The organism is Sulfitobacter sp. M13 (assembly GCF_053474885.1).
On record NZ_CM130281.1, the window covers coordinates 1,247,365 to 1,272,528 of the forward strand.

The following is a 25,164-nucleotide window of genomic DNA, read 5'->3' on the forward strand; positions in this document are numbered from 1 at the left end:
CAGAAATCGCCGGCCCGAGAGGGTCGGCGCTTTCTTTTCGAGTGTTTGAAGCTTCCGGCTCCTCTTGACCCCACAGCGAAAAACGGTGTTTGTTCGGGGTATGAAAACGCATCGCCATATCCAACTCATACGAGTTTCCTGATCTGCCTCCCCATCGGGAGCGGCACCAGAGACATGCGATTTTCATACCATCCGCTCTTTTTCGCGTGCTGCCGTTTCCTGCCCTTCCTTCCCGGATTTGGAAACTGACCATGAAGCGTATCAAGATTATCGACGTTCCCCACTATGAAACCGATCCGAAAGTGATCGGCGAACACCTGACTGAATTCTTGAAGAAGTACCGCAAGGACAAGGTCGCAGCAGATCTCATTGGTAGCGATGAGCGGTCTGTAGAATTTGACGTCAAAGACTTTGACATGTTTGGAGACGAGTTGTCTGACGGTGTTGAACTCACATTCGAAGACATCCGTCGCATCAACGCGCGCTCAAGCAAGCTCGCCAAGGACCGTGTTGCGGCAGCCGGTGTCTCGCACCTCAAACGCGAGGAGTATGACCGCTTGGAACCGTCTCTGACGGGGATGCAGGTCATCATGGCCAAGAGCCAAACCTGGGCTGACGAAATTGCTGCTCAGTTGCATGACGACATGCCCTGGATGGGTCGGGCAACAGAATATGCATGGCATGCCCTGCGTCGCTCTGCACAGCGCGGGGAGCCCGTCCTGATCCGTCCGGTAATCCTGAACGGCCCGCCCGGTATCGGGAAGAGTGTCTGGGCGCGGTCGCTGGCGGCAGCGCTGGACATTCCCTATGCGGACGTCGATGCAACGAAGGGAGGCGCCGGGATGGCTCTGGTTGGTGTTGAACGGGGCTGGGGCACCGTAACCGCGCCATTGTTACCGCGGCGATTTAGCTTTGATGCGTGCCACCAGATCGGTGTCATGCACGAAGTCATCAAGGAACTCATGCCAGGTTTTGTTGGTGATACGAGCGGCGCGGATCATGTCCATCAGCTCTTCGATCCCGTCATCGGTCAGTGTGGTGCTTGTTTCGTCGGGTCCGACGTAAACGCTGACGATGTTTCCATAGGTCAGGTTGTCGTCGTTGGAGATGATCGCTTCGAGAAGTTCGGCATCCTCGCCCAACATTTTGGCTACGTAGTCGATGCTGCAGACATGGGTCACGGCAGCCATCAGGTGGCCTGTGAATGGGCAGTGTCCAGCGGCACCCAATTCCACGGCAGCAATTCATCCAGCCGGTTGATCTTGTGATCGTGGATACGGTCGAGGATGTCGGCGAGATAGGCCAGTGGGTCGAGACCATTCAGCTTGGCAGTTTCAATGACGGTCATTGCACGCGCGAGGGTTTCTGGGTAATCCCCCCATTTTTAATGAGGTCCAGCGGTAGAATTCAGGCGGCTGTTTTCAGTTTCATTGCGGGTGTTATGCCGCCGATGCCCATGTTGGGTCGTTCGTTGTTGTAAGTCCAGAGCCATTCCGTGGCCTGATCCTGTGCCTCCTCGATGGTTTCAAAGATGTACTGGCTGAGCCATTCGCCGCGAACCGTGCGGTTGTAGCGTTCGATATAGGCGTTCTGTTGGGGCTTTCCGGGTTGGATGTATTCCAGCCTAACGCCTTGTTTTTCTGCCCATTCCATGAGCTTTCCACTGACATATTCGGGTCCATTATCAATACGAATAGCCTTGGGTTTTCCACGCCATTCGATGATCTGGTTCAGACTCCGCACCACGCGCTCGGCTGGCAATGAGAAGTCGACTTCGATGCAAAGGCCCTCGCGATTGAAGTCATCCAGGACGTTCAGTGTCCGGATCGACCGGCCGTCAGAGAGCTGATCGGCCATAAAATCCATCGACCACGTCTCATTTGGCTTGTCAGGCACAGCCAGCGGTTCTGGCTTGTCGCGCTTCAGCCGTTTCTTGGGTTTGATCCGTAGATTCAGCTCCAGTTCGCAGTAAATCCGGTACACGCGTTTATGGTTCCAACAATAGCCCTGCACGTTGCGCAGATACAGAAAGCACAGGCCAAAGCCCCAGGTGCGCTTGTTTGCCGTCAGACGTTCCAACCAATCGGCGATCTCCTCGTTCTCGGTGCTCAGCGTTGGACTGTAGCGATAGCAGGTCTCACTGATCTGGAACGTGCGGCACGCCAGCGCGACACTGACCCCATGCACCGCCACCATCTTCATGGCCATCTCTCGTCGATGAGACGGCCTCAAGACTTTTTTCCGAGGGCTTCCTTGAGCAACTCATTCTGCATGCTCATCTCCGCATACATCTTCTTGAGGCGGCGATTCTGCTCGGCCATGTCCTTCATCTCTGCGATGAGCGACGCGTCCATACCGCCAAATTTAGCCCGCCATTTGTAAAAGCTGGCACTGCTCATCCCGTGCTCCCGGCAAAGCTCAGAGACCGGCACACCGCCCTCCGCCTGCTTCAACACAGCCATGATCTGCGCATCGCTAAATCGTCCGTTCTTCATCGTAAATCTCCTCAGATATCTTGCCGAGAAAATTCTACTTTTGAACACCACTAATTTTAGGGGGGATTACCCCAGCAGTTGTGCGCGGAGTCCTTGGGGTTGAATCTGTGGCCTTAGGCGGCCATTTTGTCCATCGTCTTTCTCTGCAAGAATTCCATTGGCGTCAGGTTGCCTAATGCTGAATGTGGCCTGCACCAGTTGTAGTACTCTTGCCATTCTTCCAGCGTTTCACGCGCATCTTTTAATGTCCCAAACAGCGTTTCATTGAGGCATTCATCTCTGAGCTTGCCGTTGAAGCTTTCTATGAAACCGTTCTGCTGGGGCTTCCCAGGCGCAATGTAGTGCCAATCGATGCCTGTATCCTGAACCCACTTCAGAATTGCCATGCTCGTGAACTCGGTACCATTGTCCGAGACAATCGTCTTTGGCATGCCACGCTCAGCGATGATGCGGTCCAGCTCACGCGCAACCCGTTGGCCCGACAGTGATGTGTCCGCAACCAGTACAAGGTTCTCGCGGCTGAAGTCATCAACAACCGCCAAGATGCGGAAACGACGTCCGTCTGTCAGCGCGTCTGACACGAAATCTAAGCTCCAGCGTTGGTTTGGGCCATCCGGGACCACCATCGGCTTTCTCGTACCTAAGGCGCGTTTCCTGCCGCCTCTGCGCCGTACTTGCAGCTTCTCTTCGATATAAATGCGCCTCACCTTCTTATGCCCTCTCATGCATGTAAACATGCACTGCTGGGTGACAGTTCACAGCAAAACCTTCCCGCGCGACCATCACATGGACGCGGCGGCAACCAAACCGCCGCCGTTCCCTCGAAACGCGCTTGATGGCATCCCTTAGCGCGGCATCATCACCACGGCGCGACAGGTATCGCACCGAAGACCGGTCAATTTGCAGCACTTTACACGCCCGTCGCTGGCTGACCTGATGGACCTCCATCAAATGCGCCACCGCTTTCCGCTTCACAACGGGCGTCACCATTTTTTTAAGTTGATGTCTCGCAGCATGGCATTGTCCAACATCTGCTCCGCCAATAACTTCTTCAGCGTGCCGTTCTCGTCTTCCAAAACCCTCAGCCGCTTCGCGTCAGACGGCTCCACTCTCGGGGCATCGCTGCGCGATACCCTGTCATGCAGTGCATACCGCCATACTTTGATTTTTATTTGTAGAATGTCGCAGAGCTGATCCCGTGCCTCCGACATACATCGGCAGTCTTCTCATCAGCTTCGTGTTCCTTGATCATCGCTATGATCTGTTCGTCCGTAAACCGTGCCTTCATTTGTCCGTCCTTTTGTTAAGCGGACTCTACACAAAATTGGCGGAGTTTTAGGGGCTCAGGTCACTTGCCCATTTGCGGGCGACGCGATCCATTCGTAGGTCTCGTCATGCCACTTTGAAACGCAGCGGTCTCGGCCAGATAAAGGATGCCATATAAATCAAGGAAAGACCGGCAGATGTCGAAGATAGGGCTGTCCCAGGGCACTGGGAAGGAGACTTGTTCGCAGGTTCTGGCAACAGCTTTATAGCCACATTGGTCGAACGCCATACCCGTTTTGTGATGCTGGCCAAGGTTGGCAACAAAGACAGTCACAGCGTCATTCAGGCTTTAATCAAGCAGGCGCGCAAGCTACCCAAAGATCTCTATCGTTCACTGACTTGGGATCGCGGATGTGAAATGGCTGGGCACAAGGTCTTCACCTTCGCGACCGATATCGATGTCTTTTTGTGCGACCCGCACAGCCCTTGGCAACGCGGTACAAACGAAAATACAAACCGCCTGCTAAGACAGTACTTTCCAAAGGGCACCGATTTGTCGATACATAGCCAAGCAAAGCTGAGCGCCGTCGCAAGACAGCTCAATGAGCGGCCTCGAAAGACGCTGGGATACGAAACTCCCGCAGAGCGTTTCAATGCATGTGTTGCGTCGACCCGTTGAAACCACCCTGCGCAGCTGACTTTCACCAATCGAGAATGCTGCACGATGTATGAATTGCCGGTTTCGGGAAGGCGCAGTGTGGCATTGGAGCCAGGTCTGAATGTCGGCTTCGGGCCGTTTAGTCCCTGAGCATCCAACGACCCTCGGGGTGGAAGGCGTGAAACGCGAAAGCGAAGGGGATGTCATGCGCCACATCCCGGCCCTGGGCATCGCGGACACGGACATTACCCACCTCGCGCCCCTGACCAATGTTTCCGGTATCGAGCGCGGAGGCCTGCCCCTCGGCCCAACTCAATGTCAGCCCCCCCTCTTTGATTATGCGTTCACGGGACAGGCGCGTTAGCGGCCATGCCTGGTTACCGACCCGGACCACACGTTCCAGAGGTGGAATGCCGTGCGGCGGGTCCTCGCCCGAATAGAGGAAAGGCCGGGATGTATCGTAGTTGCGATAAGGGTTCGTTCCATAGGCCCTTCGCCAGTCCGGCTCGTCGAGCACAAGCCCGTTTGGATGCGCGTCGCGGAACGCCGCCCAGCTTTCCATCCAGGCTGGAAGCTGAATCAAAGTGCGTCCTGTCATCTCACCTGCGATACCTTCTCCCAGTGCCTGCTGCCACCAGCTTTCTGTCTGTTGGTCGTACATGATCATGTCCGAATGGCGTAGCAGCCCGGAGACGCCGAAGGTCAGCGTGCGTCCGCTAACCCGCCCGTCGAAAACCATTCCAGTGTTACAGAGCGGGCAGAAGGTGACGGTGATCGGTTGACCATCACCACGTCGTTCACGATCTCGTGCCACATCAAGTAGCGGATTGGATAGGCACGGGCCGCGCCGTCGTCGGACAGGTAGGTCATCACAGGTTCGCGGTCATTGAGCCGCGTCTCCTCGGAAGCTCGGATGAAGCTGGGGTCGAGGATCGCCGGGATACCATCGCGCGGCGGCCCGCCAGAGGCGACCTCGCCGAGGTCAATGGCACGGCGCGAGAAATCCGTGTTGGGCCACGCGGCGTCAAAAGGGTTCACCTGCGCCGTGGCTGGTGCGGCGGCCAGCAGGGGCAGCGCGGCAAGCACCTGCAAGAAGGAGCGCCACGGTCCGAAGGAGCGCTTGGGCAGGAAGAGATTTCGGGTCATAGCAGAAGCTCCGGATAAGAAAGTACCGCCAGCATAGAACATCTCTTGATCACGCCTTGTACACAATTGCGTCAGCCTGCCGCACCGAAACGCATCGGCGGCTGTGTCAGAAGATCACGGGATTAGCCCACCGTTTGCCCCGCAAAGTCAGCTTATGACTCGTCGCTTGCCACAAGCGGGCCGTTTGTGAGCTCGGCGATAGCGTTAGACATCTGGCGCACGACGCGCGATCGCCCACCGATAGTACTACGCGATGCACGAATGACTGCAATCGAAGGCTGTAGCGCAGCGCTGAAAAGACCGACCAGAGGCGGCTTTGGGCCGAGATTTGTCCTTTGAACGCATGGCGTAGATCGCTCGGAATGCTCAGGTCATCAGTCTTCGGCGCAGCTTATCGTCGGGCGTAGCGCACATGTCAGACTTGCCGAAGCGATACCGATTGTGCGCTATCCGGCGATATATCCATTCGCGGAGCCCTCGCGGGAGAACGCGTAACAGGCTGGCGAGCCTTGCTCCACCGCCCAAGCGCTCGCCAATCCGGATGATCGCTTCCATTCCGGACCATGCTTGCCCGTCTTCAATAAAGAGCCAGGTCTCAGGGTCCACCGGATCCAGTCCGTAATGACGCACGAGAGCATCGCCCGTTTTCGACTGGGCGGGGCAGAGGCGGAACGTCCCAGCTTTATCCAGTTTCGCGATTGTGCGCGCACCCCAGGAGCAAAGTGCGCAGTCGCCGTCCATGACCGCTATTTGGCCACTGTCGTCGAAGGCAGGAACGGCTGGATCCTCTCGATACGAATAGGCTGTTCTCTCTGCAAGTGCTGCCATTCTACTCTCCATAGTTCTTTGGACCCAGCATGTGCCGTTTCGTACGAAACGACAACAGTGGGCGAGGGTGATCCGCAAGTGCCAGTTTGGCGATACAAACCTGAAGGGCAGCGTCCTCCGCGGTGCGTGATTTCATCCGTCTCCCAATTTTGGGGTTGCGACGAGTGGGCCGCACTGCGGCATCGCAATCCTATGCTGAAGGTCGGCGTTGGGCCGTGCTAGTCACTCTGTCAGCCTTCGATAAGGTCCGGAAAAAGCACCACATGGGTATGGCTCGGAAAACGTAACTCTAAGTCTGACTGGGGTGTCTCGGACCCCAAAATGCCATTCTCCGTCGGCGCTTTGATCACAGCTCTGGCTGTGTTGGGCGCGACCCCGAGGATGACGGCAATATCTCCTTGGCCCAACATGGCCGCAGGTCAGAACTGCACGCAAGAGCTCAGCGACTACCGCGCGGAAGTTCTGCTCAGCGGCATATCGCGTGTGCCGGTCGGCCATAACTCCGATATCCAGAAGTTCGTCCATAAATTTTACCTGGTCGAGACACACCTCGAGAAACCAGCCGGTGAACCGCATGAGCGTAGCAAGCGATAGGTTTCCCCGCCCGTCTCGGTCACCCTGACGCATTCGGTCGGCCACGTAGGGCATCCAACACGATCCTGATCTTCTCTTCTGATGAATAATGCTTGCGCCCCTCTCATCGGTACTGCGTATCGACTGCCGGGCAGCGGCGCGCGCGCTTGATATCCTTGACAATCTTCTCGCTGGGGCTTTTCGTTGTCTTTCTCATCGTCCGCCTCTCGGTGGCTACGATGAGCAACAAACCCTGACTTAGCAAATGACCCGATTTGGACCCATAGGCGCTGACGTCAGACGGGATAAATCTTAGCACGCTGTCCAGTTTTGCAAGACCACGTCACAGGGCCGTTCCTGATCTGGTCCGGCGGAGCCTCTTGTCGGATGTTGCCCTGCATTCAACATCAGTTGAGAGCCCAGAATGCCGCGTTTGGGCGGCAAAGTTGGCGTTGTGAAAGGTTCGGTGATCAGGCTAAGAGGACGCTAACGATGGCCCGATCCTGCGCCCGTGATTTAGAAAGCACGCACACCCTATGTCTGATCTGCGCATGAAGATGGTGTTGGTGACGCCTGAAATTCCGTACAATACCGGTGCTATCGGGCGGACCTGCGTCGCGTTAGATCTGGAGCTTATCCTGATCAAGCCCTATGGGTTTTCTCTTGACGAAAAGTCAGTGCGGCGGGCCGGAACGGATTACTGGAAGCATGTTAATCTTACTGAATATGACAGTTGGCAAAGCTTTTTGGGGGACCGAAAACCATCGCGCGATGATCTCTATTTTTTCGAAGAACACGGCGCTCAGACTTTTTATACTCCGGACTATCAACCGAATTCTTATTTGGTTTTCGGGTGTGAATCTGCGGGCCTGCCGCCTGCCATCTTGGATGGCATGAATGACCGCGTATTCAATTTACCGATGCTTGATACACGTGTACGGTCGCTCAACTTGGCAAACGTAGCTACAGCGGTCGTTTATCAAGCGATGCGCACTCAGTTGGGTGGGTGAATGCAGCGTCCTGCACGAATGTTAGTAACGCGGGCTGCCCGCGTAGCAGTCGGAGATCGGTTTCAAGGCCGGCTATAGGCCGACTGCCAGTGGCGAAGGGCAAAATGACACAATTGACGGTTGTGACTGCGCTGCGTCGATTTTTTTGGCTTTTGCAAACACATTGGAAATTGGGGCAGAATATGCATCATGTTTGTCAAACAAGAGAGGACCTGTCGTATCACTAAGTTTGACCTAAAGACGCTATCAATAGCTCATCAAGACGTGGTCAAAAACACCCGTCGATGGCTTGACCAAATGGTCGTAGGATTAAATCTATGCCCTTTTTCCTCTAGCGTCATCGCCCGAGAGCAAGTGTATTATGCCGTATGTGACGCGACCACCGATGCACAACTGCAGCAGTTCTATTTGACTGAATTACAGCGCCTGCTTGGGGCCAACGAAAATGACATTTCCACAAGCTTGCTCATGTTTACCCAAGGCCTAGAAGAGTTCGGTGATTACCTCGATTTGCTCGACTGGTTTCAGAGCCTATTGGAGCAAGCAGACCTGACAGAGCATGTGCAATTGGCATCATTTCACCCTCAATATCAATTTGAGGGTGTGGCTGTAGACGATCTTAGCAACTTTACTAATCGCTCACCCTATCCAACCATACATCTTCTGCGTCAAGATCAGATGACTAAAGTCCTGGCTCACGTTTTGGAGCCCGAGAAAATTTATTTAGATAACATCAAAACATTGAACAAACTTGGTCGCCGCCAGATCGAAGTACTCTGCCCCTGGGGTATATAAAAACCGTTTGCACTGTCTTTTGGCGGCGCCCGTCGTCAGGAAACTTGGGTCCAAAGGCGGCTTGAACTAAGAGAGAGTTTGGATCATCTGGTTTTTTGCATCGCTATCACCCAACTTTGTGGTGAGCGGCAGCAAAGTTAGCTTGGCTGCCATTTGGGCTCTTGAAATGCTGCGGGATTGACCAACGTCTGCTTTCGGGGAGGCCGTGCTACAGCCTGAATAGACTGGCCCAAGGCCAGCTATGCGCCGTACGTATCGGTCGACACAATCGGCGGAATACGGCTTTTGGTCACGCTCTGCATGGAGGTCTGGTCGAGGCGCTCAAGTACATCATAAAATAGTGGGGTGGTCTGCGCCTGTTGCTGACTGACGGCCGCATCGAGATGGACAGCAATGCCGTCGAACGCGCGATTCGTCGCATAGCTGTGAACCGCGAAAAAAAAAGGGGGCTGTTCGCTGGCCGCGACGCCGGAGCAGCAAACTGGGGTGGCATCGATTCCTTGTTCGAGACCTGCGAATAGAACTTGCATGCTTGGATAAAGAGGGATAGACCTGATACTGTTACGTTATCTCTATCGATTTTTCTGCTCCTTACGGCTCAGTGATACGATCCTGCACTGACTAGCCGAACTGCCGCATTTCGCGGGCAGTGTTTTTTAAGGAGAATTACGATGGCTAATGGCACCGTAAAATGGTTCAACTCTACTAAAGGTTTTGGTTTTATCGCCCCTGAGGGTGGTAGCAATGATGTGTTTGTGCACATCTCAGCGGTCGAGCGCGCAGGGCTCACTTCGTTGAGTGATGACCAGAAAGTTACATTCGATATTGAGTCCGGCCGCGATGGTCGTGAAAGCGCAGCCAATCTAGCCTTGGCTTAAGGCTTTCCCTTTAGGGGGTAATTCTGACAGATAATGGCGGGCGGGTCGGAGACGGCGCGCCCGCTTTCGGATTTCCATGCGGTAGCCCGATCTATTCGCAAGCCGTTTATTCTGCATGACCTTTCAACTGTATTCAGTATGACCTCAGGCGATCACAAAGTGCGCCCTATCAATGCAATGCATGATCTCAACGTGTGCTTTGGAGAAAATCCAGCTAGGCTCGTCCGATAATACCTCAGGTGGCCATTGCATTGATGAAGCCTACAATCCTATTTTATTACTGAACCACACAAACACGAGCCAAAAAAATATATGAAGAAGACCGATCTAGATCGCTTTGACGGACGTCTCAAGAACGCTTCCGAAGCCAAGCAAAATAAACTTGAACGTTTCAAAGCTGCAGCCAATGATCCGGAGCGACTGGCGAAGAATGCTCAAAGAGACGAAGCCGCTGCTGCCCGCAAGTCTGCGCGACAGGCCAAGGCGACAAAGTTGCTACAGGAAAAAGAAGCCCGCGAGCGGCAGCAGGCTGAGATTGCCAAGCGCGAGGAAGAGCAGGCCGAAGTGCACGAGGCAGCCCTTAAAACGGAACTTTCTGAGACTGTCGAGCAAGCGCTAGCTCAACCAGAAACCCGTGAAGCGGAGCGCAAGGCAGAACGGGACCGCCGCTATGCTGCGAGACGAAACCGCAAGCGCTGATTAAACCGAAGTGGTCGCTCGAGGATGAAAATTGCTCGTCAATTTTTGGTTCCGAGTGGCCGTTCCTTTAGCGTTGTCCAAGGGTCAGCATCGCTAAATAAGATTAGCATAGCTTTCTAGGCTTCGGAGGCGGCCAACATCTCGCCGCCGTAAGCATCCATCAGCTCCGCCCCAAATTCCTCGGCACCTTCGATACGTAGGGCTGAGATATGAGCGACGGCGGCATTGCGCACCTCGCGGCTTGGGTAAACCGTAACGATGGCAAAACGGTCTAATTCAACATCCACGAGCATTGAATGTTTTGCGCCCAAAGCCAGAAGCCCCGGAAAGTATTTTCGCATCATGAGCTCTGTCACATGTTGCAAAGTCTCAGTCTCGCCTACCATTCGCCAAGTTGTGATTGAAACAAAACTCATTTTTATCGTCCTCCGCTATATACAAGCGTAGCAGAGTTCGAGGATCTTGTCCCCTCGGTAAGATAACCGTCTTTCGTGGCCCTGACCGCTTCCGCTGCTGCCCTGCCGTCATCGGCACTGCGGCAAAGGTCTCGTAATAGCACTATCAGTCTATTAGACCTGTCGCGCTTTCGTGCGGCCCCAAGGGCTCGCTTAAGCCACCTTTCGGTCGAAGGCGACAGGGCTTTCCCATCCCAGTGCTGAGTGACGGCGGCGCGGATTGTAGAATCCGTTGATGTATTCGAAGATTGCCATCTCGGCCTTCCGTCGTGTTTCCTAAGGATTTCGCCAGATCAGCTCTGCTTTGATGGTTTTGAAGAAAGTCTCGACGACAGCATTATCATAACAGTGACCCTTTCCGCTCATCGATACCTTGAACCTGTGTTGGCGCAGAATCTTCTGATAGTCGTGAGAACAATATTGGGCGGATTCAACCGGTCGTCGCAACATCTTCGTTTATATCCTGTTTGAGCAGCCGGTCGAGTGCCTCTGCAGGCGTTTGCCAGCCGATGACGCGCCGAGAATGTAGATCCATGATCACGGCCAGATACAACCAGCCCTCGCGCGTCCAGACATAGCTAACATCGCCCGCCCATTTCTGATTTGGCTCGTCTGCGGTGCAGTTTCGGTCCAGTAGGTTCGGCGCAATGTTGAACTTATGATCGCTGTCCCCCTCTTGTCTTATGAATTGAGGAGTTCTTGTGCGAAGCTGGAACAGCTACCCAGGCTGAGGCGGGATTGTTCCTTGATATGAGCCAAAGTCACCAGATCAGATCGTTGTCTGCGACTGGCAGGGCGGCTGCGGAAAGCCCGCAAGCCGCTCGAGCTGACACCGACAACGTGACACAGGCGGCTGACTGGGAGGTGTGCCCGGTGTTCCTCGCGAGCCTAAATCTCATTGCTTTAGGCCAGCGAAGTACGCGGTGGCCTTCCTAAGAAACAGCCATGTCAGCCTCCATTGGCAATTTTTGCAAATCATACCCGAATGACTTGGCCCGACGTTTGAGATTGCCGAGCACAGGATTGCGGTATCGTTCCTCGTAATGAGACGCGCCGGGATCCTGATAAGTCATGCTGTGGCGCAGGGTGTTGTAGAATAAAACTGCGATCTTGCGCGCCGTTGCCGTGACTGCTTTCGCTTTGCCTGCCCTTGCTGCCAGCCGCCGGTAAAATGCGCCCAGTGCCGTATCGCTTCGTCCAATGGTGACCGCAGCCAGGCGTAGCAAGGCCGCCGCACGGCTGGATGATCGCCGCGTTCGGGATGATAGAACTTTGCCGCCGGAGATCTTGTTACCGGGTGCCAGACAGAGCCACGATGTGAAGTGCTTGGCACTCGGCCAAGCGCGCAGGTCAGTGCCGCATTCGCCTACTAGCTTGAGCGACAAGGACGGTCCCATCCCATGGATTTGCGTTAGATCAACGCCGAGGACGCCGAACAACGCTGCCCTGCCATCGAACGAAGGGGTGCTGACCTGCTTGGTTTTGGTGCGTGGGCGCGGCAACTCACTTGGGTCATGTTCAGTAACGGAACCCAATGCCGCCAGCGTCGCCTCGAGGTGGCGATCACATTCCAGCATCTTGGTCTGATAGAAGTCATAAAGCTCCAACGATTGGGTCAGCGCAAAGATGTGCTCGGCCCGATCATTCCCATTAAGCGCGGCTTTGATCGTCTCAGTTGAGGCGCGACAAGGCACATCACGATGGGAGGCCAACACATCCAAGTCCCGTTCGCCCGCAACAATCGCACGGATGATCTTCATCCCTGTCACGCCAGTGATATCAGATACAACATGATGCAGCTGCAGGTTCATCTCCATCAGTGCCTTCTGCATGTGCTCCCCTCTTAGGACATCGCTATGCGATACCCTGCCGGTCAATGGATATGAGCCGCCGCATACTCGACCAGCCGTTCCCGTTGGCGCAAATAGGCCCGCAGCGTTGCAATCTCAGCTGTTGGTCGAAAGCTGCCACGCAGAAGCCCATATGAATGCAGCTGCCGCAGCCAACTGGCGTCACTGACGTCGGTTTTGCGACCCGGCACGTTCTTGGCGTAGCGCGCGTTGACCAGAATAACCTCGAAGCCGCGCTGTTCGAGTATCTCGTAGGCTGGGAGCCAATACACGCCCGTGGATTCCATCGCGACGCTGGTCACACCGTGCGATTTGAACCAGTCAGCGAGATCATGCAGATCATGAGTGAAGGTCCCAAACGCACGCACCGGTGTATCCGTTACGTCGGGGTTCACCGCTGCCATATGTTCGCGCGAGCCGATATCAACAGCGGCAGCGCCGATGTTCACGGTCTCAATTGCGGGGGTCCGTCCGGTCTTTTGCTTTGCCATCATCTATCCTCCTGTCGGCAACAGAAGGGCGTGGGCTATGCAAATCCGTCATCTTCCTAACCGGGATCACCGAAAAACGGCGTCACCACTCTCAAGTTCGCATCAACCCATGGACCACGTTCTTTAACGGGGTTCTCGACAACATCGAGACCACCAATAAGCGAACGGCCGCTGCCCTTCATAGCACAACATAGCACAGGCTGTTTCTACCGCGCACAGGCGGGCTCCAACCCGGAACAGTTTTTTAAGATATCGCGCTCCTGCTTGAGGAACTGGATCTCGCGTCGAAGCCGATCATTCTCTTTGGCAAGGCTCAAATCTTCTTTCGACACCACATCAGTGCCTCGATGCGCTGTGATCCATTTGTTCAGCGTCGACATCCCGACGCCCACCTTCTCGGGACATTGCTGGGCAATACCCTGTCAGGCAATGGATCATCCGCCACCTGTTTCCGCGTCAGCCCGCTTGTCAGTGCGATCCGCACCGCGTCCTGCCGGAATACGTCCGTCCGCTTCAGTCCCAAAGTTGATCTTCTTTATTGCAGTAAATGCTATCAAAGCGGCGGCACGAATGCGCGCCAGGTCCAAATTTGGACCTGGCTTCCAACCCTGCCATGCTGCGGGTCATATAATAAAATGGGCTCGCTCAATCCAGGATTGACAAACCTCTAAGGTCACAGCTACCACCTATTTATGTATTGTAGTGGCTCAATCTTGGTAGTGATAAAGACATTTTTATGTCTAGTGCTGATATTGACGTTGGCTCTGCTAGCCCCTTCCGCGAGCCATGCTACGTCTGGAATGCACGGCGATTATCATGCGATGATATCCCAAGCCGACGATCAAGATGCCGAACATATGCATAAATTCGCACAGCCCAAAGCACCGCATGGAGATTGCGGTGCTGTCGCGGAAACGGCTGCTGATGCTGAATCTTCGGGGCAGTGTTGTAGCGGAGTCTGCTTTTCTGTTTTTCTGGGCGACACAGTTAGTGATTTTGTGGAACAGGCAACAAGTGGCAAATACCTGACCCTCCACGCACAAGCCGAGTCCATTGAGCCTTCCGGTTTTCTCCGACCTCCCCATTCCTGATCTAATCTAAGGCTCCATGCGGGGTCTTCGCATTACGCATCGCTATGCGTGATCCCGACGTCCATGGTTCTCAGCGCCGGTCGGGCAATGACTGCCATTATGTCTGAAGATCACGACATTGAGCTTATTGCCGAGCGTGCGAAGTGGAAGCTGACAGTCACTCAAGTGAAATGGCTCAGAGCGTAGGGCATTGGGTGAAATCCCTGGTCATCCACCATTTCGAGAAGTTTGACCCAATCAAGAACCAATAAACACAGCCTTGTGGAACAGATCATGAATGCAGCCCTCAATATTTTTACCCTCTGTCTATCGTTGATTTCGATCGGCACACTCACGCAAGCAAGCTCGGGCAAAGGCCAAAAGCCTCGCTCCACCGCCTACAACCTGCCGGGGCACGATCCGATTGGAAAGCCCGGTGATAACGCTTCTATAACAAGAACAATCGAAATTTCGATCAAAGAAACCGAGAACGGCTATTTGCTGTTTGAGCCAGACGCGATCCATATCGAAAAGGGTTCAGTTGTAAGGTTTGTAGTCAATAACCCGGGCGATCTGGATCACGATTTTTTTCTTGGCTCGTTCAATGAAATTGCTGAACACAAGCAATGGATGCGTGAACACCCAGACATGCAGCATGACGGCCTCAATGCTGTTTCCATCTCAAGTGGGCAAAGTGACGAGTTAGCATGGCAGTTCTCAGCCGCGACGAAACTCGAATTTGCCTGCCTCCGGCCTGCTCATCGCGAAGCAGGTATGTGGGGAGTCATCATGGTACATGAGCGCCTTGCCTCAAACTCCAACGGGTGAGGTTATTCTAATGACGTTCATGGATAGATATCACGTGTTTGTACACGACGTATCCGCCATCTTTGGATACGACTACAACGACGCGACGCCCGATTGGGTACATCCGTTTATTCACATCATCCTGATTTTGACGCCGGCGTTGCTGATCACTGCCGGCGGCTATCTTGTACTTCGCGGGCTTTTGGGGTTCTGGCGAAGACAGAGCGCACCCGCAATTCAGTTCCAGCCTATTCGGGGACTCGATGCGGGTCTTTTCGCCAGCGTCTTGAGGTACTCAAAACGGCAACAGGCCATCATGGTCATGATCAGCTTGATTGCTATGCCGATACTCTATTTGACCTTGGAATTGCCAAAACAGATCGTGAACAATGCGCTGGATGGGCCGCGTTTTCCAATCAACGTCTATGGCTGGGACATGGATCAGCTTTCCCTGCTCCTACTGCTCTGCGGTCTTTACCTTCTGGCGATCATTTTGAACGGGCTTAATAAATACATCCTGAACGTATTTAACGGCTATGTCGCTGAACGGTTTTTGCGGCGTTTCAGGTTGCTGGTCTACCGGCAGTGGCGCAGAGATCCTAACTCCACAGACAAAAGCGAGATCGTCCCGATCCTAGCTCAGGAGGTTGAGCCGATCGGGGGCTTCGCGGCGGATGTTCTCACCTTGCCGATCCTGCAAGGCGGTACTCTCGCGACCATCCTGCTGTTCATGTTTATTCAAGATCCGGTTTTGGGCGCTGCCGCACTTACGGTTTTGCCCATTCAGCTGGTCCTGCTGCCTAGATTACAGCGTCGGGTCAATGTCCTGTCGCGCACAAGGATCAAGGAGGTACGACAGCTCGGCAGGCACCTCAGCGACCAGTTGCGCGCAAGGCAAGCCGAGTCTGGTGGCCTGGGCCCGGCAAGCGCGAGTTTTCGAGAACTTGAGCGGGTGCGACGCAGAATATTTCGATTGAAATTCTTTATCAAGGCACTGAACAATTTCCTGACTGCTCTTACTCCGTTTCTCTTCTACTCGTTGGGCGGGTACTTTGTAATCGAGGGCCGGATTACGCTTGGAGCGCTGGTCGCTGTGCTAGCCGCTCACAAGGACTTTTCGGCACCCCTGAAGGAACTCTTCCGATACTATCAGACCCTCGAAGACACAAAGATAAGGTATCAGGAGATTACGAATTTTTTCAGGAAAAATGAGCAGTTTTCTCAACCCGAAGAACGACGAAGTCCACCAGTTGATCCAGTGCCTACCATGTCGCAATTCGTCAATCGTCGTGGCCAGCATTACACTGCGGGTACGCTTGGGCCTCGCCGCAACTTTAAAGAAGGAATTTAGCTAAATGAAATGGATAGCGATTGCATTTGCCTTGATCGTAATGATTGCCGGGGCTTGGTACATCACTCCGAACGGTAATCAATATACCAGGCCATCGACGGACCGAAAACCAACCTTGCCAGAAGGTGCGATCGTTTCCGTTACCCTGCCTGCCAGCTTTTCCGAGCAGGAGCAAATTGGCGCGCGCGCCTATGATGCAGCCTGCGCTGCGTGCCACGGCGCAAATGCGCAGGGTCAGGACGGCATTGCCCCGCCTCTGGTGCATAAGATTTACGAACCCGGCCACCATGGTGACATGGCTTTTGTCCTTGCGGCGAAAACCGGCGTTCGTGCGCATCACTGGAGGTTTGGGAACATGCCCGCCGTTGAGGGCGTGACGAAAGCCGATGTTCTCAATATCGTCGCCTACGTTCGTGCATTGCAGCGCGCCAACGGTATCAACTGAGCCACCCGTGCGGAGGAAACAACAGCCATCGTTTGAGCGCAGGAATTCGAAGCGCAAGAGCCGATGGGCCGATGTCGCTAAGTCTGACGCGCTTTCTTGCAGAGTGGCTTGGTCTAATTGAGATCGCGGTTAACCCGCACATGCCGTGGAATATCCTGGCTTCGACCTGCATGCGCTTGATGCACCAGCCGGCATAAACACCCGCAAACCACACCTTGAGACATTCGAGGATGGTCGCAGCGCTATGAGCTGGACAGAAAAGATCGGCGCTAACACCGCCGTTAGAATGGCGGTGTTAGCGGTTGCGACATGGTCGGTGGCCTGAACCATTTACCAATCCGATACAGTGTATGTGAACCTCGCCTCATCGGTGCCCATCTGGGCTTCTCTTTGTCGCTTTAGCGCCGCCCACGTTCAAACCCAAATATCTCACCGTAAATCGCTAAACCCCACCTAAATTACGTCGTTAACGACGTCATTTAGCACCTCGTTTAGATAATCATCGGGAAATCTTGCGGGCGGGCACAACGGAACGGTTGCGAACTTAACGGGCAGGGCAGCTATCAATATGACGCCAATATCGCATTATCAGAAGGGTAGGGGGTAAACTGGACAACGCCAGTTATTCCGCATGTTGGCAGTTCGCAACGCAAGCATGGCAAGTGTAGCTTTTGCTCCGAATGACGATGGCGGTCTTGGGGTGCATTGGCTGGACGGCCGCCGATATCACCGCGCGGCTGACGGCAGCCGCATTGAAAATGCCATACCAGTGCGAGATCGACCCTGATGTTAAAATCGAGCCTATAAATGTGATGGGCGCAACTGCGATCAACTGTTATCAAAAATCTGCGGGCGGCGCTGGGGCCGACGCCATCGCCGCAGCTTACCGTGACCGAACGGTGGATGAAATCCGCGATACCTCAATAGTAAGGCTGGCGGACCACGACTGGACGCAACCTGTCGCCATTTACGAAGATGGCTGAGAAGTCGCTGGCTGCCTTGAGGCTGGACCCGCTGCTGATATCCTGAAAATAAATGTTTCGGCTATTTGGTTCGCCGGAGCCAAAACTTAAAGTTGAAAAACCACAATGGTCAACGGCGCGCATCGGCCCGCAGACAATCTGCCTGCGGGCCGATAACTCACTTATCAAGCATCAGAAAAACAGACGTGTCCCGAACACAAGGGAGAGATTGTCGCTTTGGCCCCCCGCAGCCTCAGTCAGGTCGGCCGTGCCGCCAAAGGACTTCTCGTAATTCACTCCGACGTAGGGCGAAATGGCGCGATCCACGAGATCGTAGCTGAGCCGTGCGCCGATCTCGATCGTTGCACCGCCAGCCGCTTGGCCCGCTTCGGTGTCATCCTTGAACGGCATGTTGACTTCGATGCTTGGCGTCAGGATCAACCGGTTGGTCAGCAGAGCCTCGTATTCAGCCTCAAACCGGCCGAACGGGTACTCGGAGAGATAGAGATCCGCGTCAATTTCGAACCACTGCGGCGCGAGCCCTTTGACACCGACCACCAGATTGTACCGGTTCGGGCCCTCGGTCGGGGTGCTGGCATGCGCACCGACCACAGCATCAAAGAATGTTGAAATCGGCATTTGCAGACGCAGCTGGTTTTCGAGCGTTTCGAAGTCGTTTGACGATGTCTCCATCTCCGCTTCGCTTCTGAATACCAGCCGCAGTTCGTCGTTGCCGACCATGGCGTCGAAATCCCAAACCAGAACATCTTCGTCATTTTCGCCTAAACGATATTCAAGCTGCTCGACTTGGACGCCATAGATCAGCGGTGGCACACCAGGCTCTGCAAAGACAGCGCCGGCAGTAAAGGTTGCCAGAGCCACTGCTCCGGACGTGATAAGGTTTTTCATCTGAGTACCTTTTAGATTTGTATGGGAGCTCATGTCGGACCACCGACAACGACGACTTTGCGGAACATGCCCGCTTCGGCGTGGTAGGACAGGTGGCAGTGGAAGGCCCACTGACCCGAGGCATCAACTTCGGTTTCGGTATAGACCGTGGTGCCGGGATTGATGTTGACGGTATGCTTGATGGGGTTCCACTTGCCCTTGCCGGTATCAAGCAAGGACCACATGCCGTGCAGGTGCATCGGGTGCGCCATCATCGTCTCGTTCACGAACTTAAAGCGTACACGCTCGCCATAGTTCAGTACGATCGGGTCGGCATCCTGCATTTTAACGCCGTTGATCGACCAGATATAACGCTCCATGTTACCGGTCAAACGCAGTTCAATGGTGCGCGTCGCCTTGCGATCCCGGAACAGTGGTTGGCTTGCTTTCAGGTCGTCATAAGACAGAAACTTGCCGCCGTTCGCTGCATGAGGCGTCAGCCCGCTCCCTTTCGCATAGAACTCGGTTTTGCCGTTCATGTCGTTCATGCCTGCCATGGATTTCTTGGACATTTTCATGCCGCCCATATCCATGTTCTTCATGTTGTGCCCCGCGTGAGCACCGGCCTTCTTTTTGGGCATCTTCATGCCGCCCATATCCATGTTCTTCATGTTGTGCCCCGCGTGAGCATCGGCCTCCTTATTGGGCATCTTCATATCGCCCATATCCATGTTTCCCATGTCATGCCCTGCGTGTGGATCGGCATCAGTTTTCGGCATTTCCATTCCGGCCATGTCGTTCATGCCGGTATCGGTAAGGTTCATTTTCATACCGCCCATGTCCATGTTCCCCATGCTCATGCCATCCATGTCCATGCCCATACCACCCATCATGCCTGACATATCAGCCATGGTAAGAAGCGGTTGCGGGCGCAAATGAGGGACACCGCCGACAAGTCCGGCCTGCGGTGTAAGGGTGCCCCGCACCAGTCCCGTACGGCCCATCGATTCAGCGATCACCGAATAGGGCATGTTCTTACGCGGCTCGACGATCACGTCGTAGGTCTCTGCGACAGCGATGCGCAGCTCGTCAACGACGACAGGTTTCACGTTGTTGCCGTCCGCTTGCACGACAGTCATCTTCAGGCCCGGTACCCGCACATCGAAGTACGTCATTGCTGACGAGTTGATGAGCCGCAGGCGCACTTTCTCGCCTGCTTTGAACAGGCCGGTCCAGTTTTGTTTGGTGCTCTGCCCGTTAATCAGGGCGGTAAAGCCTTGGATGTCCTCAACGTCAGTCGGGGTCATCCGCATTTTGCCCCACATCTTGCGGTCTTTGAGGGTCGCTTTCAGCCCGTCTGCCCGAGCGTCGTTAACAAGATCATCGAGCGTGCGTTGGGAGCGGTTATAATAGTCGGCCGAGCGTTTCACGTTTCGGAAGATCTTGTTGCCGCTGTGGGGGTGCTTATCGGTCAACTGCACGACATAGTCGCGATCGGCATGAACAGGATCGTGGCCTTTTGGCTCGATCACGATCGCTCCATAGGCACCATCAGGCTCTTGAAAGCCGGAGTGGCTGTGGAACCAATATGTGCCCGCCTGCTTGATCGGGAAGTTGTAGGTGAAGGTCGTGCCCGGCTTTATGCCGTTAAAGCTGATGCCGGGCACGCCGTCTTGGCGGAACGGCAGGATCAGACCGTGCCAGTGGATCGACGTCGACTCGCGCAGGTTGTTTTTCACGTTCAGGGTGACGTTTTCACCCTCTTTGAAACGCAAAACAGTCGGGATCTGGCTGTTGTTATAGCCGACGCCCTTTTTCTTGAAGTCACCGGTGTCGATACGGATGTTGTCGACACTGATGTCATAGGTTCCGGCAGTGGCGCTTAGCCCGCCCAAAGTGGTTACCGCCAACCCCAGAAGGGCCGCGCGGAACATGGCAATGGAATTCATTTCCATTCCTTTCAATGATTTACAAATGAGAACGGCGCGCGAGAACGCGACGTGAGTTTCTTTGTCTATATGTGAGTTCGCCAAAAGCCGCGGATGCATTCAGATCGCGGTTACACGTCTAAAGATAACCGACCTTTAAGATTGGTTAAAAACAGGCGTTGGCTTTAGCTTGTCGCGCGCGGTGGCGGCGTCTCGATTGCGGCGAAAATTTTGTAGGATTTGGTCTGGAGCGAAAGGTGGCTGATGGAAATCCGGATCGCTGGGGGCTGTGAAAGCTTGTAGGTGGCGCACGACGCAATTAAGCAGTGGCCTGCCATCGCAGCGCAGCCATCATCGGCACCATTCATTCCGCTCGGCTGGCCGCACATAGAACTTGCGTGGACACCGGCCATTTCATCGGACGCCGCTCCCGCTGATGCGGTAGTATGCGTCATCAGCGACGGTAACGTCACCGTAAGCGCCAGCAGGAAAACCAGAAAATAGCTGCGCAGGTTTGACATGTCATCCAGTTCGAGAGGGCTTCCTAATCTCGATCAGGTAACACAGGTTTTATAAAAAGAATAGGGCATGAGCTACTCCTCATTGGTTGGGCAGTATCTAGCGTAAATTAAGCTAATTTTTGCACCGGCTGATCGGGGTTGGTTGTTTTGTTTCTATGCCAATGGACCACGGCTGGTAGCCTGCCGCCAAGGGTAGAATGCGGTCGCTTGTGATTGTAGAACTCGATCCACTTTCTGACGCCCGCTTTAGCTTCTGAACCGGTCTTCCAAGCATGCAACTAGACGCACTCGTACTTCAGAGACCGCCACAGTCGTTCGACAAAGATGCTGATCCGTTGCCCGGCAGGGTTATGCGCAGCATGATCCCGAGTGGGGCGGCGGGATGTCAGGTTTCTGATAGATCGGCATGAGGCCCATCATCCGCATCAGGCGTCTGATCCGCTTCTCGTTCAGCAGATGGTCTTCATTGCGTAAATGCCACGTCATCCGCTGGCCGTCAGGGTAATGCCGAAAGCAATGTCCCGAGAGGCTGCCGCACACCGTAAAACGGGGTCTCCAGGAACTGCTTGTCCCCTCTCATCGAAACTGCGTTTCGACTGCCGGGCAATGGATCAGCCGCATCAGTTCGAGGGGCATCTCCGTCTCTCCCTTAGGCTCATAATAAAACGACGACCGCGAGATCGACAGCAACGCACACTGCTTGCTGACTGACAGATCTGATAGGTTCGGCTCAATCATCTTGCGCCTCATTTGCCGGTCCAAGGTTCCAATGTGAATGGCCGGTTGCAGGCACTGGGACCACCGACGAAGATCGCACCCTTGGGCTAAACGTTCTTCGCTTCGACACGTCGAAAAACGAACCCCACCAGACCATTGGACATCCATTAATCTACAGCAGACACGCCTTCAATTTCCCAACGCATGGCAGTGAATGTTGATTTGCGTAGCCACGAGACACATAGATGCAAGTTTCGCGTGCGCGAAGTCCTAGGCATTCCCCGATCACGTCGAAACCTCTACCGCTCTTGGATAATCGCACTTTCCCATTCACGAATGAAAATTTGCTGCTTGAGCCGATCAAGATACGTCATCAACGCAGGTTCGAGGCTGATGGACGCACGGCCACTGGTGGCTTGAAATGCATCAAGCGATGGCAAGGGGAAGTTTTCAGAGGAGCCTTCAGCTTGCAGACCGATCAGGTGGCTCACGAAAGATTCAGCCAAGATCAGGTCCGATGCAGATTTGGACACGAATGCGGATCGCATCATGGTCGTCGGAAAGTCGGAGGGCAGGATAACGGTCAACGCGTCTTGGGTGTCTGCACGCGCCAGTGCGTAGCTGCCAAGCACATTATAAGCGACCAAAATGCGACCTTCTGCGAGGTCGTCAATCATTTCACCCGAACAACAATAGAGTTGCGCGTCAAGACTGCCGATGACTTCCATGAGCCGCCAAAATGTTTCGGAGGCACGGGCGTCTTGCGTTGCAAACAGGTACCCCAATCCCGAAAGGCGCACATCGTAGGTCCCGACCTTTCCGTCAAACAGCTCTGCGTTGGCACGCAGGACTTCGATCAAGTCTTGGCGCGTGGCGGGTAACGGCAGTCCTTTAAACGCGGCGGCGTTGATGACGATGGCCGCCGGTTCGATGGTGAACGCAAACAGACTGCTGCGCCATTGCGCCCAGTCGGGATGCTCCAACTCTCCCAGCCGCTGTGCAAAGCCGTCATTGGTGAGCTTGAGTTGCAAATCCATCGCGCTTGAAATGACGACGTCAAATTGGCCAGGGTTCCGGCGGAATAGATCATCCAGATCGGCTGTACCTGTGACAAGATATTCAACGGAAATGCCCGGCCGCTGTGCAATAAAACTCTCGATTATCGGAATGAAAAACGATGTGTCTGTGCTGGAGAGTATCCGTAGCGAGTGCGGCGCGCTTTCGCCCCCGAATATCCGCCGATCCTCCCACTCTTGAGCGGCCGCAAACACTGGCCAGACAGACAGAATTAGAATTGCAAAGTAACGCATGCGCCGCCTTCCGTTCTGTTGGACAATACCATGGTGCCGTTGTGCGCGGTTGCCACGTCTTGCGCAATTGTCAGCCCAAGCCCGGACCCGATGTGCCCCTGCGTATCACCGCCGCGGACAAACCGTCCGGCGAGCTTGTCCATCTCGGTGGGTAAGAACCCGCGACCCTGATCAAGGACATCGACCGAAATACGCGGCTTTGTTTGAACGTGGATCGTAATCGACGTGTCCGCCGGCGCGTATTTAAGCGCATTGTCGATGAGGTTGCGAAAGGCGTTTTGCAGCAAGACCGGATCGCCCCGTATGATCGCGGGTTCGGTGCTTTCAAGGTCAATTGTTACATCGCGCATATCGGCCACAGGCATCATCCGTTGCACGAGGTCACGCAACAACCCATCAAGTTCTACGTCTTCGCGTTCGAGGTTCTCGGCTCTAAAGGTGACCATCGCATGATCAAGCAACTGCCCCGCCGCGCGCGAGCTTTCGTCAATTGCGCGCATCATGGAGCGCAAGGCGTCGCGGTTTTCCTGTGTCTCTACCCGCTGAAACGTGGCCTCTGCGTAAGACCGCACGGTGGCCAGCGGCGTGCGGACACGGTGCGCCGCCTCGGCGATGAAGTCTTCGGATTGCTTTAGGGATTGGTCCAAGCGTGACATGAGCGTATTCAGCGACCCCACCAGTGGGACCATTTCAGAGGGCACCGGTTTGAGGAACGGGCTGAGGTCCTGCGGGCCGCGCCGCGTCACGGATGTGGTCAGACGGCTTAGTTGGCCGATCGTCGTTGACGCTGCCCAAAATGCCAACGCCGTCGCAAGGGCGAAGAAACCCGCCCCGAACAAGGCCACGTTGCGCGAAATCCTGTTCAGCGTTTCGGCCAGCGCATCTTGGGTCTGTGCCACGCTGACAGAGACCTGTCGCGGCGTATCGATCCCGATCAAAGTTCGGCTCGCAGTGGCGATGCGGATGATGGCGTTGTCGTAGTTCGTCGATGTGAACATACTCTCACCGGATTGGACGGGCAGGACGGCCTCCAATCCATCGTAGCCAGACAGCAGCGCGCCATCCTCGTAGATAGCATAGAACACGCGATCGTCGGCCGATGTGCTGAGCATGGACAGGGACGCATAGGGAAAGTCCAATTCAACAGCGCCGTCACGCAGAACAGCGGCGTCAAGAATGGAGGAGACCGACGCGCCGAGAATGTTGTCCTGACCCTCTTGCGCTATCTGGGTCGCATAGGCCCGTACAACAAGGAACAACAGCATCGCAAGAAGGGCCGCCCCACCGGTCAGTATCATCGCCAGCCGATTGCGCAGTGATCCAAAGACGACGACGTTATTCGTCATGATCGAGCCTGTAGCCTAAACCACGCAGGGTTGTGATCTGGACGCTGGACCCTTCGAGATGTTTGCGAAGCCGTCCAATATACACCTCGACCGCGTTTTCGGACACATCGTCCTCATACGAAAACAGCCGATCTACCAGTTTTTGCTTTGAGAAGACCCGCCCCTTGGCGTTTGTCAAAAGCTCAAGCAATCGCAGTTCCCGGTTGCGCAGATTGATCGTCGTGCCTTTGACGTTCAGGTACCCTCTGACAGGGTCAAATTCGACGTCTCCCAAACGGGTTGTCGGTTGCGCCGTACCGCTTTTGCGGCGCAACACCGCGCGACAACGGGCCTGCAATTCGGCGTGATCAAAAGGCTTGGTAACGTAATCATCTGCGCCAAGATCAAGCATGCTGATTCGATCTGAAACCTGACTGCGCGCTGTCAAAACGATCACCGGCGTGTCATTTTTCGCAGCACGATGCTGCTTGAGAAAGCTGCGCCCATCCCCGTCGGGCAACATGATGTCGAGCAAGATAAGATCGTATTCACCGACCTGCGCGAAGGCCACAGCCTCGCTGATTTTTGCAGCGTGATCAACCTGATGCCCATCCAGTCCCATGCGGGAACAGATCGCATTTGCCAGCTCCGGATTGTCTTCGACGAGGAGGAATTTCATGCGCTCTTTGTCCTTTA

21 protein-coding genes and 8 pseudogenes are annotated in these 25,164 nt (G+C 54.7%); 12 read left to right on the forward strand and 17 right to left on the reverse strand.

Annotation, left to right across the window (positions count from 1 at the left end):
• Positions 1 to 251 precede the first annotated feature (251 nt).
• Positions 252 to 1,268: a hypothetical protein gene (locus tag ACVBAU_RS05890; RefSeq protein ID WP_448328431.1), complete on the forward strand. Its 1,017-nt coding sequence runs from the start codon at positions 252 to 254 to the stop codon at positions 1,266 to 1,268.
• On the opposite strand, the pseudogene ACVBAU_RS05895 reads toward ACVBAU_RS05890, so the two are convergent.
• The 3 genes and pseudogenes from ACVBAU_RS05895 to ACVBAU_RS05905 all read right to left on the reverse strand — a co-directional run.
• Positions 1,190 to 1,348: pseudogene (locus ACVBAU_RS05895) on the reverse strand (transposase domain-containing protein); the annotation flags it as partial. The gene ACVBAU_RS05890 and the pseudogene ACVBAU_RS05895 overlap by 79 nt on opposite strands.
• Before the next feature lie 59 nt (positions 1,349 to 1,407).
• Positions 1,408 to 2,495 (reverse strand): IS3 family transposase gene (locus tag ACVBAU_RS05900; protein ID WP_448325853.1). Its coding sequence is split into 2 segments (ribosomal slippage): positions 1,408 to 2,234 and positions 2,234 to 2,495, totalling 1,089 coding nucleotides; the frame shifts between segments, so codons are not numbered across the junction.
• Between the two features lie 113 nt (positions 2,496 to 2,608).
• Positions 2,609 to 3,783: pseudogene (locus tag ACVBAU_RS05905) on the reverse strand (IS3 family transposase).
• Positions 3,784 to 3,852: 69 nt separating this feature from the next.
• Between ACVBAU_RS05905 and ACVBAU_RS05910 the strand changes: the two are divergent.
• Positions 3,853 to 4,440: pseudogene (locus ACVBAU_RS05910) on the forward strand (IS30 family transposase); the annotation flags it as partial.
• A 118-nt stretch (positions 4,441 to 4,558) separates the two neighbouring features.
• Here ACVBAU_RS05910 and ACVBAU_RS05915 read toward each other — a convergent pair.
• Together ACVBAU_RS05915 and ACVBAU_RS05920 are read right to left on the reverse strand one after the other, a co-directional pair.
• Positions 4,559 to 5,607, reverse strand: a pseudogene (locus tag ACVBAU_RS05915) (DUF3179 domain-containing protein).
• Between the two features lie 324 nt (positions 5,608 to 5,931).
• Complete coding sequence (locus ACVBAU_RS05920; protein WP_448328433.1) at positions 5,932 to 6,393, reverse strand: thiol-disulfide oxidoreductase DCC family protein; 462 nt, start codon at positions 6,391 to 6,393, stop codon at positions 5,932 to 5,934.
• Positions 6,394 to 6,714: 321 nt separating this feature from the next.
• Here ACVBAU_RS05920 and ACVBAU_RS05925 point away from each other — a divergent pair, with 321 nt between their 5' ends.
• The 6 genes and pseudogenes from ACVBAU_RS05925 (at position 6,715) to ACVBAU_RS05950 (ending at position 10,348) form a co-directional block, all read left to right on the forward strand.
• Positions 6,715 to 6,987, forward strand: coding sequence for a hypothetical protein (locus ACVBAU_RS05925; protein WP_448328435.1), 273 nt, complete (start codon positions 6,715 to 6,717; stop codon positions 6,985 to 6,987).
• A gap of 515 nt (positions 6,988 to 7,502) precedes the next feature.
• Complete coding sequence (locus tag ACVBAU_RS05930; RefSeq protein WP_448328437.1) at positions 7,503 to 7,976, forward strand: tRNA (cytidine(34)-2'-O)-methyltransferase; 474 nt, start codon at positions 7,503 to 7,505, stop codon at positions 7,974 to 7,976.
• A 189-nt stretch (positions 7,977 to 8,165) separates the two neighbouring features.
• Positions 8,166 to 8,771, forward strand: coding sequence for a DUF1415 domain-containing protein (locus ACVBAU_RS05935; RefSeq protein WP_448328439.1), 606 nt, complete (start codon positions 8,166 to 8,168; stop codon positions 8,769 to 8,771).
• Between the two features lie 347 nt (positions 8,772 to 9,118).
• Positions 9,119 to 9,289, forward strand: a pseudogene (locus tag ACVBAU_RS05940) (IS66 family transposase); the annotation flags it as partial.
• 153 nt (positions 9,290 to 9,442) lie between these two features.
• Entirely contained in the window at positions 9,443 to 9,649 is a 207-nt protein-coding gene (locus tag ACVBAU_RS05945) for a cold-shock protein (protein ID WP_138924003.1), read from the forward strand.
• Between the two features lie 312 nt (positions 9,650 to 9,961).
• Positions 9,962 to 10,348 (forward strand): DUF6481 family protein, encoded by a 387-nt coding sequence (locus tag ACVBAU_RS05950; protein ID WP_335745107.1) that lies wholly within the window; start codon positions 9,962 to 9,964, stop codon positions 10,346 to 10,348.
• A gap of 116 nt (positions 10,349 to 10,464) precedes the next feature.
• Here ACVBAU_RS05950 and ACVBAU_RS05955 read toward each other — a convergent pair whose 3' ends face one another.
• The 5 genes and pseudogenes from ACVBAU_RS05955 to ACVBAU_RS05975 form a co-directional block, all read right to left on the reverse strand.
• Complete coding sequence (locus tag ACVBAU_RS05955) at positions 10,465 to 10,764, reverse strand: hypothetical protein (RefSeq protein ID WP_448328442.1); 300 nt, start codon at positions 10,762 to 10,764, stop codon at positions 10,465 to 10,467.
• A 192-nt stretch (positions 10,765 to 10,956) separates the two neighbouring features.
• A pseudogene (locus tag ACVBAU_RS05960) lies at positions 10,957 to 11,735 on the reverse strand (IS3 family transposase); the annotation flags it as partial.
• A complete protein-coding gene (locus ACVBAU_RS05965; protein ID WP_448328443.1) occupies positions 11,736 to 12,635 on the reverse strand; it encodes a transposase in 900 nt (299 codons plus the stop codon).
• A gap of 41 nt (positions 12,636 to 12,676) precedes the next feature.
• On the reverse strand, positions 12,677 to 13,147 hold the full coding sequence (locus tag ACVBAU_RS05970; protein WP_448328444.1) for an IS110 family transposase: 471 nt from the start codon (positions 13,145 to 13,147) through the stop codon (positions 12,677 to 12,679).
• A 239-nt stretch (positions 13,148 to 13,386) separates the two neighbouring features.
• Positions 13,387 to 13,667, reverse strand: a pseudogene (locus ACVBAU_RS05975) (hypothetical protein); the annotation flags it as partial.
• 841 nt (positions 13,668 to 14,508) lie between these two features.
• Here ACVBAU_RS05975 and ACVBAU_RS05980 point away from each other — a divergent pair.
• The 4 genes from ACVBAU_RS05980 to ACVBAU_RS05995 all read left to right on the forward strand — a co-directional run bounded on the left by ACVBAU_RS05980 (position 14,509) and on the right by ACVBAU_RS05995 (position 17,800).
• Positions 14,509 to 15,042, forward strand: a complete 534-nt coding sequence (locus tag ACVBAU_RS05980; protein ID WP_448328445.1) for a cupredoxin domain-containing protein — start codon at positions 14,509 to 14,511, stop codon at positions 15,040 to 15,042.
• A 10-nt stretch (positions 15,043 to 15,052) separates the two neighbouring features.
• Entirely contained in the window at positions 15,053 to 16,372 is a 1,320-nt protein-coding gene (locus tag ACVBAU_RS05985; protein ID WP_448328447.1) for an ABC transporter transmembrane domain-containing protein, read from the forward strand.
• 4 nt (positions 16,373 to 16,376) lie between these two features.
• Positions 16,377 to 16,817, forward strand: a complete 441-nt coding sequence (locus ACVBAU_RS05990; RefSeq protein WP_138923999.1) for a c-type cytochrome — start codon at positions 16,377 to 16,379, stop codon at positions 16,815 to 16,817.
• Between the two features lie 680 nt (positions 16,818 to 17,497).
• Positions 17,498 to 17,800, forward strand: coding sequence for a hypothetical protein (locus ACVBAU_RS05995; protein WP_448328449.1), 303 nt, complete (start codon positions 17,498 to 17,500; stop codon positions 17,798 to 17,800).
• A gap of 171 nt (positions 17,801 to 17,971) precedes the next feature.
• Here ACVBAU_RS05995 and ACVBAU_RS06000 read toward each other — a convergent pair whose 3' ends face one another.
• The 7 genes and pseudogenes from ACVBAU_RS06000 to ACVBAU_RS06030 form a co-directional block, all read right to left on the reverse strand.
• Positions 17,972 to 18,688, reverse strand: a complete 717-nt coding sequence (locus ACVBAU_RS06000; RefSeq protein WP_448328451.1) for a copper resistance protein B — start codon at positions 18,686 to 18,688, stop codon at positions 17,972 to 17,974.
• Positions 18,689 to 18,717: 29 nt separating this feature from the next.
• Positions 18,718 to 20,616 (reverse strand): copper resistance system multicopper oxidase, encoded by a 1,899-nt coding sequence (locus ACVBAU_RS06005; RefSeq protein ID WP_448328453.1) that lies wholly within the window; start codon positions 20,614 to 20,616, stop codon positions 18,718 to 18,720.
• A 164-nt stretch (positions 20,617 to 20,780) separates the two neighbouring features.
• The gene (locus ACVBAU_RS06010) at positions 20,781 to 21,116 is read right to left on the reverse strand and encodes a hypothetical protein (protein WP_448328455.1); all 336 of its coding nucleotides are present in this window, start codon (positions 21,114 to 21,116) and stop codon (positions 20,781 to 20,783) included.
• Positions 21,117 to 21,223: 107 nt separating this feature from the next.
• Positions 21,224 to 21,687 (reverse strand): annotated as a pseudogene (locus ACVBAU_RS06015) (integrase core domain-containing protein); the annotation flags it as partial.
• Positions 21,688 to 22,132: 445 nt separating this feature from the next.
• Complete coding sequence (locus ACVBAU_RS06020; RefSeq protein ID WP_448328457.1) at positions 22,133 to 23,143, reverse strand: ABC transporter substrate-binding protein; 1,011 nt, start codon at positions 23,141 to 23,143, stop codon at positions 22,133 to 22,135.
• A complete protein-coding gene (locus tag ACVBAU_RS06025) occupies positions 23,122 to 24,489 on the reverse strand; it encodes a sensor histidine kinase N-terminal domain-containing protein (protein WP_448328459.1) in 1,368 nt (455 codons plus the stop codon). The genes ACVBAU_RS06020 and ACVBAU_RS06025 overlap by 22 nt, the downstream gene beginning before the upstream one ends.
• The gene (locus ACVBAU_RS06030) at positions 24,479 to 25,147 is read right to left on the reverse strand and encodes a response regulator transcription factor (protein ID WP_093734456.1); all 669 of its coding nucleotides are present in this window, start codon (positions 25,145 to 25,147) and stop codon (positions 24,479 to 24,481) included. The genes ACVBAU_RS06025 and ACVBAU_RS06030 overlap by 11 nt, the downstream gene beginning before the upstream one ends.
• Between the last annotated feature and the right edge of the window lie 17 nt (positions 25,148 to 25,164).